14 protein-coding genes are annotated in these 14,792 nt (G+C 64.7%); 3 read left to right on the top strand and 11 right to left on the bottom strand.

Features of this window, described 5'->3' with window-relative positions; all coding sequences use genetic code 11:
• Nucleotides 1-11 precede the first annotated feature (11 nt).
• Entirely contained in the window at nt 12-1,121 is a 1,110-nt protein-coding gene (locus CDO35_RS02380) for an NADH:flavin oxidoreductase (RefSeq protein WP_099522401.1), read from the top strand.
• A 140-nt stretch (nt 1,122-1,261) separates the two neighbouring features.
• On the opposite strand, the gene CDO35_RS02375 is transcribed toward CDO35_RS02380, so the two are convergent.
• On the bottom strand, nt 1,262-2,479 hold the full coding sequence (locus CDO35_RS02375; RefSeq protein WP_099522400.1) for a glycosyltransferase family 4 protein: 1,218 nt from the start codon (nt 2,477-2,479) through the stop codon (nt 1,262-1,264).
• Between the two features lie 58 nt (nt 2,480-2,537).
• The gene (gene bsrA, locus CDO35_RS02370; protein WP_099522399.1) at nt 2,538-3,440 is read right to left on the bottom strand and encodes a LysR family transcriptional regulator BsrA; all 903 of its coding nucleotides are present in this window, start codon (nt 3,438-3,440) and stop codon (nt 2,538-2,540) included.
• A gap of 79 nt (nt 3,441-3,519) precedes the next feature.
• On the opposite strand from bsrA, the gene CDO35_RS02365 reads away from it, so the two are divergent.
• Complete coding sequence (locus CDO35_RS02365) at nt 3,520-4,629, top strand: SRPBCC family protein (RefSeq protein WP_099522398.1); 1,110 nt, start codon at nt 3,520-3,522, stop codon at nt 4,627-4,629.
• On the opposite strand, the gene cysZ is transcribed toward CDO35_RS02365, so the two are convergent.
• Complete coding sequence (cysZ, locus tag CDO35_RS02360) at nt 4,603-5,367, bottom strand: sulfate transporter CysZ (RefSeq protein ID WP_099522397.1); 765 nt, start codon at nt 5,365-5,367, stop codon at nt 4,603-4,605. The genes CDO35_RS02365 and cysZ overlap by 27 nt on opposite strands.
• A 260-nt stretch (nt 5,368-5,627) precedes the next feature.
• Here cysZ and trxB point away from each other — a divergent pair, with 260 nt between their 5' ends.
• Nucleotides 5,628-6,575 carry a thioredoxin-disulfide reductase gene (gene trxB / locus CDO35_RS02355; RefSeq protein WP_099522396.1) on the top strand — a complete coding sequence of 316 codons (948 nt, stop codon included), beginning with the start codon at nt 5,628-5,630 and terminating at the stop codon, nt 6,573-6,575.
• A 93-nt stretch (nt 6,576-6,668) separates the two neighbouring features.
• On the opposite strand, the gene CDO35_RS02350 is transcribed toward trxB, so the two are convergent.
• From CDO35_RS02350 to CDO35_RS02315, 8 genes are all read right to left on the bottom strand, one after another.
• On the bottom strand, nt 6,669-7,829 hold the full coding sequence (locus tag CDO35_RS02350; protein ID WP_099522395.1) for an AAA family ATPase: 1,161 nt from the start codon (nt 7,827-7,829) through the stop codon (nt 6,669-6,671).
• Nucleotides 7,830-7,850: 21 nt separating this feature from the next.
• On the bottom strand, nt 7,851-8,219 hold the full coding sequence (locus CDO35_RS02345; protein WP_099522394.1) for a hypothetical protein: 369 nt from the start codon (nt 8,217-8,219) through the stop codon (nt 7,851-7,853).
• Complete coding sequence (locus tag CDO35_RS02340; protein ID WP_099522393.1) at nt 8,216-9,046, bottom strand: SDR family oxidoreductase; 831 nt, start codon at nt 9,044-9,046, stop codon at nt 8,216-8,218. The genes CDO35_RS02345 and CDO35_RS02340 overlap by 4 nt, the downstream gene beginning before the upstream one ends.
• Before the next feature lie 74 nt (nt 9,047-9,120).
• The gene (locus CDO35_RS02335) at nt 9,121-9,585 is read right to left on the bottom strand and encodes a multidrug transporter (RefSeq protein ID WP_099522392.1); all 465 of its coding nucleotides are present in this window, start codon (nt 9,583-9,585) and stop codon (nt 9,121-9,123) included.
• A 272-nt stretch (nt 9,586-9,857) separates the two neighbouring features.
• Nucleotides 9,858-11,294, bottom strand: coding sequence for a mannose-1-phosphate guanylyltransferase/mannose-6-phosphate isomerase (locus CDO35_RS02330; protein WP_099522391.1), 1,437 nt, complete (start codon nt 11,292-11,294; stop codon nt 9,858-9,860).
• A gap of 97 nt (nt 11,295-11,391) precedes the next feature.
• On the bottom strand, nt 11,392-12,039 hold the full coding sequence (locus CDO35_RS02325; RefSeq protein ID WP_099522390.1) for an alginate O-acetyltransferase AlgF: 648 nt from the start codon (nt 12,037-12,039) through the stop codon (nt 11,392-11,394).
• Between the two features lie 25 nt (nt 12,040-12,064).
• Nucleotides 12,065-13,198 (bottom strand): alginate O-acetyltransferase, encoded by a 1,134-nt coding sequence (locus tag CDO35_RS02320; protein ID WP_099522389.1) that lies wholly within the window; start codon nt 13,196-13,198, stop codon nt 12,065-12,067.
• A gap of 13 nt (nt 13,199-13,211) precedes the next feature.
• Entirely contained in the window at nt 13,212-14,663 is a 1,452-nt protein-coding gene (locus CDO35_RS02315; RefSeq protein WP_099522388.1) for an MBOAT family O-acyltransferase, read from the bottom strand.
• Between the last annotated feature and the right edge of the window lie 129 nt (nt 14,664-14,792).

The following is a 14,792-nucleotide window of genomic DNA, read 5'->3' as shown; positions in this document are numbered from 1 at the left end:
GAGGAAAGATGATGAACGCACCCGTTCAAGCCCTGTTCGCCCCGTTCCGCCTCGGTAACCTGGAGCTGCCGACCCGTGTGGTCATGGCGCCGATGACCCGCTCCTTCTCGCCCGGTGGCGTGCCCAACGCCAAAGTCGTCGAGTACTACCGTCGCCGCGCTGCCGCGGGTGTGGGCCTGATCGTCACCGAGGGCACCACGGTCGGCCACAAGGCCTCCAACGGCTACCCGAACGTACCGCGTTTCTACGGCGAAGACGCCCTGGCTGGCTGGAAGCAGGTGGTCGACGCCGTGCATGCCGAAGGCGGCAAGATCGTCCCGCAGCTCTGGCACGTGGGTAACGTGCGCAAGTTGGGCACCGAGCCGGATGCCAGCGTTCCTGGCTTTGGCCCGATGGAGAAGGTCAAGGACGGCCAGGTGGTGGTGCATGGCATGACCCAGGCCGATATCGACGAGGTGATCGCCGCCTTCGCCCAGGCTGCGCGCGATGCCAAGGCTATCGGCATGGATGGCGTGGAGATCCATGGCGCCCACGGTTACCTGATCGACCAGTTCTTCTGGGAAGGCAGCAACCAGCGCACTGACCAGTACGGTGGCGACCTGGCAGCGCGTTCGCGCTTCGCCATCGAGCTGATCCAGGCTGTGCGCGCGGCGGTCGGCCCGGATTTCCCGATCATCCTGCGGTTCTCGCAGTGGAAGCAGCAGGATTACACCGCGCGCCTGGTGCAGAGCCCGGAGCAGCTGGAGGCCTTCCTCAAGCCGCTGTCCGACGCTGGCGTGGATATCTTCCATTGCTCGACCCGCCGCTTCTGGGAGCCGGAGTTCGAAGGCAGCGACCTCAACCTGGCCGGCTGGACGCGCAAGCTCACCGGCAAGCCGACCATCACCGTCGGCAGCGTCGGCCTGGATGGCGAGTTCCTGCAGTTCATGGTCAAGACCGACAAGGTGGCCGAGCCGGCCAGCCTGGAAAACCTGCTCGAGCGCCTGAGCAAGGAAGAGTTCGACCTGGTCGCCGTGGGCCGCGCGCTGCTGGTCGACCCGGACTGGGCGCTGAAGGTGCGTGAAGGCCGCGAGCAGGACATCCTGCCGTTCAGCCGCGATGCGCTGACCACACTGGTCTGAGTCCGTTTCTATCGGGCGTCGCGATCCGGCGCCCCGTTCTCAGCCCCGGCACATCGGGGCTTTTTTACGCCTGCTGTTTGATGGAGCGCCGCACGAACCAGTTCGGCATCGCGTCAGGTTCGCATTGCGCACGGCGCACCCTACGGGGAATCTGAGGTTTTGCTCGGGATCGCCACCGGGGTGTCGAGGTGCACCGGCTGTGTCCGTTCGGGCACCGGCTGCATGGCACTGCGCAGGTGCTGTTCGAACAGCGCGACGATGTCGTCCCAGCTCAGATGGCTGGCATGTCGGCGGGCGTTGAGGCGGATATGCCGCAGTACCTCCGCATCACCCAGTAATTCACAGGCGGCTTCGCAAAAGCCTGCCTCGTCACCGGGACGGGCGAGCAGGCCGTTGTGGCCGTGATGGATATGTTGGGCGGCCGCTGCTTGGTCGAACGCCACCACACCGAGACTCGAGGCCAGGGCTTCCAGCACCACGTTGCCGAAGGTTTCCGACAGGCTGGGAAACAGAAAAAGGTCACCTGACGCGTAGTGCTCGGCCAGCGTTTCACCGCGCTGCAGACCGCAGAACAGCGCTTCCGGTAGCTGCGCCTGCAGGCTGGTGCGCAGTGGTCCGTCGCCAACCAGAATCAGGCGCATACGGCGGTGCGGGTGGGCCGTCTGCAAGGTGCGGAAGGCCTTGACCAGCAGGCCTAGGTTCTTTTCCGCCGCGAGGCGACCGACATGCAGCACCGCCAGGTCATCCGGCCCCAGGCCCCAGCTTTCGCGCAGGGCGTCGCTGCGCCGGCGTGGATGGAACAGCTGGCTGTCGACGCCGCGGGCGAGCAGGGCCAGGCGTTCGAAGTCGCGGCGTTCGAGGTCGACCTTCTGGCCAATGCTCGGCACCAGCGTCAGTTGCGTGCGGTTGTGGAACCAGCGCAGGTAGTTGGTCATCGCCCGGGTCAGCAGGCCGATGCCGTAGTGCCCGGTGTACTGCTGGAAGTTGGTGTGAAAACCGCTGACCACCGGGATCGCCAGGCGTCTGGCAGCGCGCAAGGCGGACAGGCCCAGCGGGCCTTCGGTGGCGATGTAAAGCACGTCCGGGCGTTGCCGCTGCCAGCGCCTGAGCAGCTTGTGCAGCGACGACTGGCCCCATTGCAGGCCGGGGTAGCCAGGTAACGGCCAGCCGCGGGTCAGCAGCAGGTCATCGTCGGCGTCCTGCGCGTGGTCGATGTCCTGGCGCGGCCGTATCAGTTGCACGCGGTGGCCGCGGCCAAGCAGGCCTTCGACCAGGCGGCCGAGGGTGTTGGCCACGCCGTTGATTTCCGGCGGGAAGGTTTCGCTGATCAGCGCGATATGCAGAGACGGTGCGTTCATAAGCCCAGTCTCTGCCTGGGTCATGTAGTGCGCATGACGTTTTGATTGCGGTTATGTGTCAGGCGAGCAGGCCGTGCAGTTGTTCGCGTAGCCAGGCATGTGCCGGGTCGTGGTGCTGCTGGCGATGCCAGATCAGGCTGATCTGCACGGCGGGCATGTCGAAGGGCAATGGTGCGACCTGCAGGGCGAACAGCGGTGCGAAGGCTTCGGCCAGGCGCGCGGGTATGGTGCCGAGTAGGTCTGTGTGGGCGACGATGGCCGGAATCGGCAGGTAGTTGGGCAGGTGCAGCGCAGCCTGGCGCCGAACCTTGGCCGAGCCCAGGACGATTTCCAGTGGTGAGCCACGTCCTGCTCGCGGCGTCACGATCACGTGGCGAGCCTGTTGGTAATCCTTGAGGTTCAGGCCGCCGACGAAGGCTGGATGATCCTTGCGCCCGATCACCACCAACGCCTCCTCGCGCAGTGGCGCGTAATGCAGGTCGGGCGAATCGACATGCAGATAATCGATGGCCAGGTCCAGGGCACCGCTCTCCAGGCGCGGCAGCAGGTTGTCGGCGTCGTCGCTGTGCGCGACAACCTCCACCTGCGGGGCGACACGGGCCAGATGCGCCTGCAGCATCGGCAGCAGCGCGGCCTGGGCGTAGTCGTTGAGCGACAGGCTGAACACGTGTGGCGCCTGCACATCGAAAGGCTCTGCCGGGCCGAGGCCGGCCTGCAGCAAGTGCAGCGCCTGACGCACGGGTGGGTAAAGCACCAGAGCGCGCGCGGTCGGCGTCATGCCGCGCGCGGTGCGCTGGAACAACTCCTCGCCCAGTTGCTGACGCAGACGGGCGAGGGCGTTGCTGACCGTCGACTGGCTCAGGTGCAGACGCTGTGCCGCGCGGGTCAGATTGCCCTCCTGCATCAGCGCATCGAAGACCAGCAGCAGGTTGAGGTCGAGCTGACGTAAATTCGTTATCACGGATAATGCTCTTTTCAAATATCCATTATTCGAATGATTTGGCCGGGCCTAGACTGCTGTCAATCCACAGGAGAGCGCCATGGCCTACAACAACGACAATGCCCAGGCTTTTCGCAGCGACTACCGGGCTGCCATCCATCCGCGGTACAACCCCTGGCTGCACGCTGCGTTCGTGCTGGCCTACGGGCTGCTCTGTATCGGCTGGCTCGGGAGCACGCTGGAGGCCGTGGCGCCCTGGCAGTGGCTGCTGGTGCCGGTAACGCTGGTGTTCTTCAGTTGGGGTGAATACCAGGTGCACAAACGGCTCGGCCACAACAAGACGCGTTTCGGCAAACTCTTCTACAAGCGCCATACCGGCGATCACCACAGCTTCTTCGTCGAGACGCTGATGCCTTACGAAACGGCGCGCGACTGGCGGGTGATTCTGTTTCCTTCCTGGCTCATCGTACTGTTCAGCCTGCCTACTTTCGCCACCTGGTGGCTGCTGTCTCAGCTCGACGGCAACTTCGCCGCGCTGTTCGCCGGCAGCATGTTGCTGGGTTACATGACTTACGAAGTGGTGCATGCCTGCGAGCACCTGCCGGCGGAGCATCCTGTGTCACGCTTGCCGTGGATTCGTCAGATGCGCCGTCTGCATGCGCTGCACCATCGCCGCGAGCTGATGCATTCGCGCAACTTCGGCATCGTCCACCCGCTGATGGACTGGCTGTACGGCACCCTGCACTGGGAGCCGGAGACGATTCATCAACAGAACCGCCAGCAGCACCGTATTCGTATCAGCCAACCTGCCGATCGCGTGCTGGCCTACGCCGCAACGCCTAGCCACTGGCCGCAGTGGCATCCGTCGTCACTGCGTATCTACGGTCGCGAGGGGACGCTGCTCGCGGGCGAGCGATTCGAGGAAGACATTCATGCAGGCGGCCGCGCCGGGCATCTATGCTGGGACGTGCTCGACTATCAGCCGGCCCAGCGTTGGCAGGCCAGTGCGCGTGGCGATCATGGCCTGCACCTGCTGTTGACATACGAGTGCGTGGCGGTCGAGGGCGGCTGCGAGTTCGTGCGCACCCTCGAATACGGTTTCGCCGGCTGGCCGATGCGCCTGGCCAATGGCCTGTTCATGCGCAGGCGCATCGAACGCGAGTCGCAGGCCTCGATGCAGGCGTTACACGATGTCCTTGCGCGAACCTAGCGCCTGCTCACCGCGCTCGCGCACCCAGAACAAAGTGGCGCCGGCCACGGCGGCTGGCATCATCAGGATGTTCAGCCCCGGCACCAGCAGCGCGGCGTAGGTGATGCCGCCGAAACTCAGGCTCTGCCAGCGCTTCTCGCGCAGCCAGGCGAGCATGTCCTGCCAGCTCATCTTGTTGTTGTCCGCCGGGTAGTCGATGTACTGCACGGCCATCATCCACACGCCGAACAGCAGCCACAGCGGCGCGGCTACCAGGTTCACCACCGGGATGAAGCTGAGAATCAGCAGGCCGATGGCGCGTGGCAGGAAGTAACCCAGCTTGCGCATCTCGCGGCCCATGGTGCGCGGCACCATGGCCACCAGCTCGCCCCAACTGAATGGTGGGAAGTGATCCTCGCCGCGCGCCACCACCTCGACTTTCTCCGCGAGAAACCCGTTGAACGGCGCGGCGATGATGTTGGCTAGCATCGTGAAGGTGAAGAACACCATCAGCACTACCAGCACCACGAACAGCGGCCAGAGGATGTACTGCAGAAAGCTCAGCCAGCTCGGCAGAGTGGGCATGAAGGTGTCGACCCAACCGCTGAACTGCTGCACGGCAAAGCTGATCATGGTGACGAACAGAATCAGATTGACCGCTAGCGGCAGCAGCACGAACAGGCGCAGGCCAGGGCTGAGTACCAGCCTCAGGCCTTCTCGCAGGTATTGCGGGCCGGACAGGACGGGAGCGGCGGGCATGGCGGTCTCCTGAGTGGTTGATGCGCGCGACCATACCGACTTCGTCGCCGAGGCGAAAGTTCAGAGGGGCGCCTCGCAGCCATAGTCGGATTCTATTCGCGGAATTGGTAATGGATATTTCCGCTGGCCCGGCGGCCTGGATAGCCTTGCGCACAGTTTCGCTTTTGCGGGGCTCTCATTCTTCCAAGCCTTCCCCTAGTGCTTCGAGAGTCCCTTTTTATTCTGGCCTGCCGGCCCTATGGGCCTGCGAGGAGTTAGCGATGTCCGCCGTTCGTCATGCCCGCGTCATTATCCTGGGTTCAGGCCCTGCTGGTTACAGCGCGGCGGTGTATGCCGCGCGCGCCAATCTGAAGCCGCTGCTGATCACCGGTATCCAGGCCGGCGGTCAACTGACCACCACCACCGAAGTGGACAACTGGCCGGGCGACCCGCACGGCCTGACCGGCCCGGCGCTGATGCAGCGTATGCAAGAGCATGCCGAGCGCTTCGAGACCGAGATCGTTTTCGACCACATCAACGCCGTGGATCTGGCCGGCAAGCCATTCACCCTAGTCGGCGATAGCGGCACCTATAGTTGCGACGCGTTGATCATCGCCACTGGTGCCAGCGCGCGTTACCTGGGGTTGCCCAGTGAAGAGGCGTTCATGGGGCGCGGCATTTCGGCGTGCGCGACCTGCGACGGCTTCTTCTATCGCGGCCGTGAGGTGGCAGTGGTCGGCGGCGGCAATACGGCGGTGGAAGAGGCGCTGTACCTGGCCAACATCGCCAGCAAGGTCACGCTGGTCCATCGCCGTGAGACCTTCCGTGCCGAGAAGATCCTGCAGGACAAGCTGCATGCGCGTATTGCCGAGGGCAAGATCGAGCTGCAGCTCAATGCCGAGGTGGACGAGGTGCTGGGTGATGCCACCGGCGTTACCGGCGTGCGTTTGAAACAATATGGCGGCGCCTACCGCGAGCTGAGTGTCGAAGGGCTGTTCGTCGCCATCGGTCATACGCCCAATACCAGCCTGTTCGAAGGCCAGCTGGCGCTGAAGGATGGCTATCTGGTGGTCAATGGCGGTCGCGAGGGCAATGCCACCGCGACCAGCATTCCCGGTGTGTTCGCCGCCGGTGATGTGGCCGACTCGGTCTATCGCCAGGCGATCACTTCGGCCGGTGCCGGCTGCATGGCGGCGCTGGATGTCGAGCGCTATCTCGACGGGCTGTGAGAACACGTAGGGTGCGCTATGCGCACCGCGCTTCACGGGACCGTAGCTGATTGCGATTAGAAGCCGGTACGCGCGGCGCAGCCTACGGACGTCTTAATCCGGCCAATGCCAGGGTGGCTCGTCGAGCATGCCCTGGCCGCGAATGCAGGTCTGGCCGAGCTGTTTGTCCAGCTCCAGGGTGTTGCAGTCGGGGCTTTCCTTGAGCGTGGCGATCAGGCGGCTGGCGTGGGAGACGACCCACACCTGGGTCTGCTTCGAGGCGGCGATGATCAGGCGACCGAGTGCAGGCAACAGATCCGGGTGCAGGCTGGTTTCCGGCTCGTTGAGCACCATCAATGAGGGCGGTCGCGGCGTGAGCAGGGCGGCGACCAGCAGCAGGTAGCGCAACGTACCGTCGGACAGTTCTGCAGCGCTCAGCGGGCGCAGCAAGCCTTCCTGGCGCAGCTCCACGGCGAAGCGCCCGCCCGCTTGAAAGTCGATATGCAGACGGCTGCCGGGAAAGGCGTCGTCGATGGCGGCGTCCAGTGCGGCGCGGTCGCCTATCTCGCGGATGGTCTGCAGCGCGGCAGCCAGGTCGCGGCCATCGTGATGCAGCACTGGCGTACGCGTGCCCAGTTGCGGTTGGCGCGCGGGCGCCTCGGCATCGCTGCGAAAGTGATCGTAGAAGCGCCAGCGGCGGATGGTTTCGCGTAGCTGGAAGACTTCCGGGCAATTCGGGTCGTTGCCGATCTGGTCGAACAGGCTGTCGTAGTTCGGCACATGCTGGGCCAATACCTGCCAACTGCGACCTTCACGCATGCGCACCATGGGCCCGGCGCGATCCACCAGCAGCGAAGCGGGGCGATAGCTGGGGCCGGCCCAGATGCATTCACGCTTGATCTCCGGGTCGAGGGCGAAGGCCGAACTGCTTGGCTCGGGTAGACCAAGGGCGATGGCATAGCCGAAATCATCACCGGCAAACCCCAGACGTAGACGCATCACGTTCTGCCGTGGGCCGCCCTGTACGGGCACCTCGCCGCTGCGCATGCGCCGAGAAATTTTCTCTGGCCCGGCCCAGAAACTCGACTCCAGCCCACCTTCGCGCGCCAGCGCGTTGACCACGCCACCTTGTGCGGTTTCCGCCAGCAGGCGCAGGGCGCGGTAGAGGTTGGACTTGCCGCTGCCGTTGGCGCCCGTGATCAGGTTGAGCCGGCCCAGCGGCAGGATCAGGCTGTTGATCGAGCGGTAGTTGGCGACGGCGAGGGTATGCAGCATGCAGATGGTTTCCTGGCGGAATCAGCGGCCATAACGTGGCGAAAACGCCAGCCAGGCCAGCACTGGATAGCAGAGGTAGTGCAGGCTGAACAGAAACAGGCCCATGGGGCTGGGCGTGTCCTGCAGGTACATCATGCCCAGCAGGCCCAGATAGAGCAGCCCGAGCACGCCGCCATAGAGCAAGGTGATGCGCCAGCGCTCGGCGTTGCTCGGTGCGCGCCCGGTTCGCCAGTGAAATACCAGCGCCAGACTGGCGGCGATGGCGGCGGCGATCAGCAGGGTGGTGAACACGCCGCCGAGGCGCACGAAGGTGCGCAGCAGCAGGTTCAGCAGCACGGCGGCGATCACCCCCGCAACGGCGTAGTAGCGCACGGGCAGGCTCTGGCTCACAGCTGCTGCGCCAGGCCGAAGCGTTTGCGCAGAACCCGTTCCAGCAGCGCCTTGGGCAACAGTGTGGCAAGCAGCGGCAGGGCGCGACTGCCGTTGCCCAGGCGCAGCAGGCGCGGGCGTGTGTCGCGCTGCACCGCGGCCAGCAGTTGCGTGGCAAAGTCGTTGGCCGGGGTCGGGTTGTCCTGCGAGGCCTTGGCGCGGGCGCGGATGCCGTCGCGTAGCGGCCACCAGGGCGAATCCCCGCGGATCAGCGCCTCGGCCTGCTGGCTGGCATTGGCGCCGAAACTGGAGGCGATGGCGCCTGGCTGCACTTCCATCACCTCGATGGAGAAGGGCGCCAGCTCCATGCGCAGGGCGTCGCTCAAGGCATGCACCGCTGCCTTGGAGGCGCAGTAGGCGCCAGCGAAAGGCGTTACCAGCACCGACGACACGCTGCCGATATTGACCACCAGGCCCCGGTTACGGCGCAGCAGCGGGAAGAACGCGCGGGTCACGCCAACGATTGAGAACACGTTGGTTTCGAACTGTCGCTGCATGGCTTCCACGCCGCCGTCGAGCAGCGGGCCCATGGCGCCATAGCCAGCGTTGTTGATCAGCACATCGAGGCCGCCGATCTCCTCGCTCAGGCGTGTGGCTAGCTGCTGCAGCGCGCTGCCATCGTTGACGTCGAGTTGCACTGCGTGGAACCCCGCCTGCTCGAGCGCCGCAAGGTCACCGTCCTTGCGTGCCGTGGCCCATACCGCATAGCCAGCCGCCTTGAAGGCGTCGGCCAGGGCGCGACCGATGCCGCTGGAGCAACCAGTGATGAGAACGCTGGGTTGAGGCATGCGCGGGTTTCCTTGGGTAGGGTGCGCTGTGCGCACCATTGTGCCGAATCATTGGTGCGCACGGCGCACCCTACTTAGCGAATGAACTTGCCTTGCAGGCGCTCGGCGCGAAACTCCAGCGTAGCCGGGCGATAGCCGCTACGCAGGTCGGGCAGGGGCATGCAGTCGTTCCAGCTGGCGTCCGGCAGCAGCTCGCCGGGGCCGCTGTAGCGTGGCGACTCGTAAAGGCGCTGGGCCAGGTTGGTGGCGTTGCCTGGGCGGTAGGCGGCGACTTCCCAGCGCAGCTCCAGCAGGGCGGCATCGCTGCCGTTCTTCAGGTCGATGGCCAGCGGGCGATCGGCGGGGCAGCGCTGCGGGTCGTAGCTCAGGCGCAGCTCGAGATGGGCGAGGTAACGCTCGTCCTGACTTTCCTGCCAGAGCACCCAGGTCGCCACCAGGCCGAGACCGACCAGTGCGGCCATGGACACCGGCAGGGCCTTGGTCGGGTAGCGAATCAGCAGGATCAGCCAGGTGATGACGAGTACGACACCGAACAGCATGAGGGCAGCCTTTTTGCGAAGTCTGCGTTCATCCTACACAAGGTGCTTTGTCAGGGTAACCGCGTGGGCTGTCGCAGGGTGTGACAGTGAGGGAAAGGGGACGGGGAAGAGATAGCCACGAGTGACGTGGGTGTCTTCTGCCCTCTCCCCCAACCCCTCTCCCATGAATGGGAGAGGGGAGCTCACTGCGTATGCCGCGGATGAACAAGGGTGTAGCCCGGATGCAATCCGGGGCCGATATCGACCTGGATTGCATCCGGGCTACGAACAGCTCAGTGTGCGGCGCCGACGGCTACCGCATCGCTGCGACCGTACACATCTTCCAGGCGCTCGATATCGTCCTCACCGAGGTAGGTGCCGGATTGCACTTCGATGATCTCCAGCGGGATCTTGCCCGGGTTGGAGAGGCGGTGTACCGAGGTCATCGGGATGTAGGTGGACTGGTTCTCGGTGAGCAGGAACTCTTTATCGTCGCAGGTCACCTTGGCGGTACCGGACACCACGATCCAGTGCTCGGCACGGTGGTGGTGCATCTGCAAGGAGAGCTGCGCGCCCGGTTTGACGGTAATGTGCTTGACCTGGAAGCGGCCTCCCATGTCCACCGAGTCGTACGAGCCCCAAGGGCGGTAGACCTCGCAGTGGTTCTGAGTCTCGCAGCGACCCTGCTCGTCGAGCTTGCCAACCAGTTTCTTGACGTCCTGCACGCGGTCCTTGTGCGCCACCATCATGGCGTCCTTGGTTTCCACCACGACGATGTCGTCCAGGCCGAGCACTGAGACCAGCTTGCCATTGCCATGGATCAGGCAGTTGCGGCTGTCCTCGATCACCACGTCGCCCTTGGTCACGTTACCGGCGTCGTCCTTGTCGTGTACTTCCCAGATCGACGACCAGCTGCCGACATCGTTCCAGCCGGCGGCCAGCGGTACCACGCAGGCGCGGCTGGTCTTCTCCATCACCGCGTAGTCGATGGAGTTGTCCGGGCAGCAGGCGAAGGTAGCCGGGTCGATGGCGACCTGCGTGCCGTCGCGTTGGCTGCGTTCCAGTGCCAGCAGGCAGGTGTCGTAGATGTCCACGTCGTGGTGCTTGAGCTCTTCGAGGAAGCGGCTGGCGCGGAACAGGAACATGCCGCTGTTCCAGTAGTAATCGCCGCTCTTCACGTACTCGGTGGCGCGCTGGGCATCGGGTTTCTCGACGAAGCTGGCGACACGCGCCACGCCGTCGGGCAGGCTGCCGTCAGCCTGGCCGCGGATGTAGCCGTAGCCGGTCTCCGGTCGGTCGGCCGGCACGCCGAACAGCACCATCTCGCCTTTTTCGGCGGCCACGGTTGCCAGCGCCAGGGCCTGGCGGAAGGCTTGCTGATCGTCCAGCACATGGTCGGCCGGCAGCACCAGCATCAGCTCGTCACGGCCTTCGGCGATCAGTTGCAGGGCCGCCATGGCCACAGCCGGTGCCGTGTTGCGGCCGAAGGGTTCGAGCAGGAGCATTTGCGCCTGCAGGTCGATCTGCTCCAGCTGCTCGAGCACGATGAAACGGTGCTCCTGATTGGCCACCAGCACGGGCGGCTGCATGCCCTCGATGGAAAGGCGCTGCAGGGTCTGCTGGAACAACGTCTGCTCACCGGTCAGGGCGAGGAACTGCTTGGGATAGAGCTTGCGCGAAAGAGGCCAGAGTCGCGAGCCGCTGCCACCGGAAAGGATGATGGGGGTCATGGTTGTGTCTCTCCTGAGCGATTGATCAAGTGGTTTGCCCGTGTCGTGTCGGTGCGACGTGTACCCGCCGTTTTCCTTGTTCTAGAAACGCACTGCCTTAACCGTCGATGGGGCGCTTGACCCATACCGGCGACAACTTGCCCTGACCGCCAGTGACGAACAGGCTGACGACTTCGCCGCGCCCGAGGGTGACCGGTTTCAGGTCGGCGACCTTGCGCTCGCCGTCGAACAGCGCCAGGCCAACCTTCACCGGGTTGATCTCGCGGTCGCCACGGCCGTCGGGTTTGACGTCGGCGACCACGGCGGTCTTGCCGTCGGCAGTCTTCAGGCTGAGGGTGCTGTCAGTCAGGTTCTGGACACGCAGCAGCGCTTTCTGGCGGCTGGTGAAGGGCGGCTCCTCGACCAGGCGCGGCTCGGCGCCGGTCTGGCTGACCAGGGTGTAGTAACGCGCGGCCTGCAGATCCACCGCCATCTGCGCGTTACCGACCTGGGCCTGATAGCTGCCGGCCGGAAGGAACTTGAAGTCGCTGGAGCCCAGCGGCGAGATCTGCTTGAGCTGGGTCTGGCCGACGCTGACATCGAGTTCGGCGCTGCTGGCGTTGTAGGCGCGGACGAAGGCCGAGCCCTTGGGCGCTTTGGGTCCATAGAGAGCGCCGTCATCGGCCTGTGCCTGGAACATGCCGAGACCGAGGGCCAGGGCGCAGGCGCCCAGGGTGAAGCGGCGTAGGGTGGTTTGAGTTGTCATCGGATAGTCCTCCTTGGGGGATGAATCAGTGACTGGCAGCAGCCAGCCCCTGGCGCTCGCCGCCGTCTTTGAGTGCGGCGAGCCATTGCGGGTCGAAATCGGTGAAATCGCTGGCCATCGGCAAATAACGCTCGGGGAATTCCCAGATCACCAGCTGTGGCGGGTGGTCCTCGAGCTCGTCGCTTTGCAGGTACTTGAGCATCGGTACCAGCGGGCCGCCGCCTTCCTCGGCGTGGTTGGCCAGGTCGCGCTGCAGGTGCTCACGCAGGGCGCCTGCGAAGTTCCAGGCCGGGTTGGCGCTGTAGCTGGTGCCGACCAGCGTCACCGGCAGGTCGCTGTCGCCGAACAGGTCGTCGCTACTGCTTTCGGCGGCTTGGGTCTCACGCTGCTGCAAGCGGTCGGCCTGCGGCATCAGGTTTTCGAACAGCGGTGCCAGCGGCAGAAAGCGAGTCAGGTCGCCTTCGTGCGTGCGGGTTTCCACGGTTTCGGTGACGAACTGCTGTGGCTCGCCACGCAGTTGCATGGCGCTGTGCACCACGTCGCTCAGCGCCTTGGCAGTGACGTCGGCGCCTTCCGGGGTCCAGTGGGTGTCGGTACGCAGGAACACCGGGGCGTCGGCTTTGGCTACCTGCAGCGGTGCGAGCAGATCCGGTGCGGCGATCCCGGCGTTGCGCACCGCGCGGTGAAAACGCGGGTACAGGCTGCGCTGCAGAGCGCTGGGGCGATGGCTACCGGTGTGCTCCGGGTACAGACGCGTCTTGGCCGGGACGATGGCCAGAATCAGTTGGATATCGCGTTCCTCGAGCTGACGCTGTACACCACGGATCAGCGCCAGGTTGTCGCGCAGCTGACGCTGACCGTCGACCACTGGATCGAACTCTTCGTCCGAGTACAGCCAGCCGTCTTCGCCGATCACCAGGCCACTGCGGCCCTCGCCGAATGCCAGGTATTCCACGGCGGCCCAGAGGTTGATGCCGGCCTGCTTGAGCGGGAAGTTCTCGTCGTAGTGACGCTCGAAGCTCTTGGCCAGGCCGCCGTCGAGCACACTCGGTTGCGCTGGCATGTGGTAGTCGGCGAGCTTGGTCAGGGCGAGCAGGCTGGCCGGCAACAGCAGCAGGGCGAACAGCGTGACATACAGGGTCTTGATGGGGCGATTCATTGTCGGCCTCCGCTCAGAACTGGAAGTACAGGAAGGGGGAGTAGCTCTGCGCCGAGAGCTTGAGCAGCGAGACGCAGAACAACAGCAGCAGGGCGCCGCGCATGGCCACCAGGCGCAGGTCGACGGCTTGCAGGGCGATGCCGGCGCTGGCCAGGGTCAGGCCCGGCTCATGGTTGCGGCTGGCGAGGAACTGGCGGGCGCCGTTGACGGCGATCACTACCCAGGCCAGCACCAGCGTGACCATCTGCAGCCCGGTGATGCGCGCCAGGGTCAGCTCGCTCAATTGCCAGTCACCGAAGGGCAGCAGCGCGGCATACATGCGCCCGGCCACCTCCAGATTCTCGGCGCGGAAGATCACCCAGCCGAGCATTACCAGCAGCAGGGTGAAGGCCCATTTCAGCGGGTTGAACACAATCGGTGCGGCTTTCACGCCGAGGGCGCGTTCGATGGCCAGCCACATGCCGTGCCAGGCGCCCCAGATCAGGAAGGTCCAGTTGGCGCCGTGCCAGAAGCCGCCCAGCAGCATGGTCAGGAACAGGTTGCGATAGGTGTTGAACGTGCCATGACGGTTACCGCCCAGCGGTACGTACAGGTAGTCACGCAGCCAGGTGGACAGGCTGATGTGCCAGCGCCGCCAGAACTCGGTGATCGACTGGCTGATATAGGGCTGGTTGAAGTTCTCCATGAAGCGGAAACCCATCATCAGGCCCAGGCCGATGGCCATGTCGCTATAGCCGGAGAAGTCGAAGTAAAGCTGCGCGGTGTAGGCGATCATGCCCAGCCAGGCATCGCCGGTGCTGGGGTTTTCCAGGGCGAAGCAGTGGTCCACCAGCGGTGCCAGGCTGTCGGCGATGAATACCTTCTTGACGAAGCCCTGCATGAAGCGCGTGGCGCCTTCACTGAACTTGTCGAGGCTGTGGCTGCGGTCGGTGAACTGGTCGGCCAGGTCCTTGTAGCGCAGCACGGGGCCGGCGATCAGTTGCGGGAACAGGGCAATGAAGGCCGCGAAGTTGATCAGGTTGCGCGTTGGCTCGGTATCGCGGCGGTACACGTCAATCAGGTAGCTGATCGACTGGAAGATGTAGAAGGAGATACCGATCGGCAGGATCACCGCAGTGAGGACGAAGGGTTCCATCCCCATCGATTCGAGCACGGCGTTGATATTGGCCACACCGAAGTTGGCGTACTTGAAGTAGCCCAGCGTGGCCAGGTTGCCGACTACACCCGCTACCACCCAGCGGCGCGCCGCCTCTGTGCCGGCATGCGCCTGGATGCGCAGGCCGAAGATGTAGTTCCACAGCGTTACCGCAGCGAACAGCAGGAGGAAATCCACCCGCCACCACGCATAGAAGGCGTAGCTGCCAATCAGGATCAGCAGGTTGCGCCCGCGATTCGGGCACAGGTAGTACAGGCCGAGAAAGATCGGCAGAAACAGGAACAAAAAGACGTTGGATGAAAAGACCATCCGTGCTTCTCCGTGAACAGCCGGGGCAGCGCCCCCCTTTCCCCCCGCGAGCGGAGGGTTTGTTTTGTTACGTCCGGTAGGAGCTGGCTTGCCAGCGATCAGCTTTTAAAGGCATCGCCGGCAAGCCGG

The organism is Pseudomonas sediminis (assembly GCF_002741105.1).
In the GTDB taxonomy this organism is placed as follows: Bacteria; Pseudomonadota; Gammaproteobacteria; order Pseudomonadales; family Pseudomonadaceae; genus Aquipseudomonas; species Aquipseudomonas sediminis.
This window is presented reverse-complemented; position numbering and strand designations above follow the sequence as displayed.

Bases quoted from the DNA above. Each gene is read 5' to 3' on its own strand.
- CDO35_RS02380 (WP_099522401.1), top strand. From the start codon at position 12: ATGAACGCACCCGTTCAAGCCCTGTTCGCCCCGTTCCGCCTCGGTAAC.
- CDO35_RS02375 (WP_099522400.1), bottom strand. From the start codon at position 2,479: ATGAACGCACCGTCTCTGCATATCGCGCTGATCAGCGAAACCTTCCCG.
- CDO35_RS02365 (WP_099522398.1), top strand. From the start codon at position 3,520: ATGGCCTACAACAACGACAATGCCCAGGCTTTTCGCAGCGACTACCGG.
- cysZ (WP_099522397.1), bottom strand. From the start codon at position 5,367: ATGCCCGCCGCTCCCGTCCTGTCCGGCCCGCAATACCTGCGAGAAGGC.
- trxB (WP_099522396.1), top strand. From the start codon at position 5,628: ATGTCCGCCGTTCGTCATGCCCGCGTCATTATCCTGGGTTCAGGCCCT.
- CDO35_RS02350 (WP_099522395.1), bottom strand. From the start codon at position 7,829: ATGCTGCATACCCTCGCCGTCGCCAACTACCGCTCGATCAACAGCCTG.
- CDO35_RS02340 (WP_099522393.1), bottom strand. From the start codon at position 9,046: ATGCCTCAACCCAGCGTTCTCATCACTGGTTGCTCCAGCGGCATCGGT.
- CDO35_RS02335 (WP_099522392.1), bottom strand. From the start codon at position 9,585: ATGCTGTTCGGTGTCGTACTCGTCATCACCTGGCTGATCCTGCTGATT.
- CDO35_RS02330 (WP_099522391.1), bottom strand. From the start codon at position 11,294: ATGACCCCCATCATCCTTTCCGGTGGCAGCGGCTCGCGACTCTGGCCT.
- CDO35_RS02325 (WP_099522390.1), bottom strand. From the start codon at position 12,039: ATGACAACTCAAACCACCCTACGCCGCTTCACCCTGGGCGCCTGCGCC.
- CDO35_RS02320 (WP_099522389.1), bottom strand. From the start codon at position 13,198: ATGAATCGCCCCATCAAGACCCTGTATGTCACGCTGTTCGCCCTGCTG.
- CDO35_RS02315 (WP_099522388.1), bottom strand. From the start codon at position 14,663: ATGGTCTTTTCATCCAACGTCTTTTTGTTCCTGTTTCTGCCGATCTTT.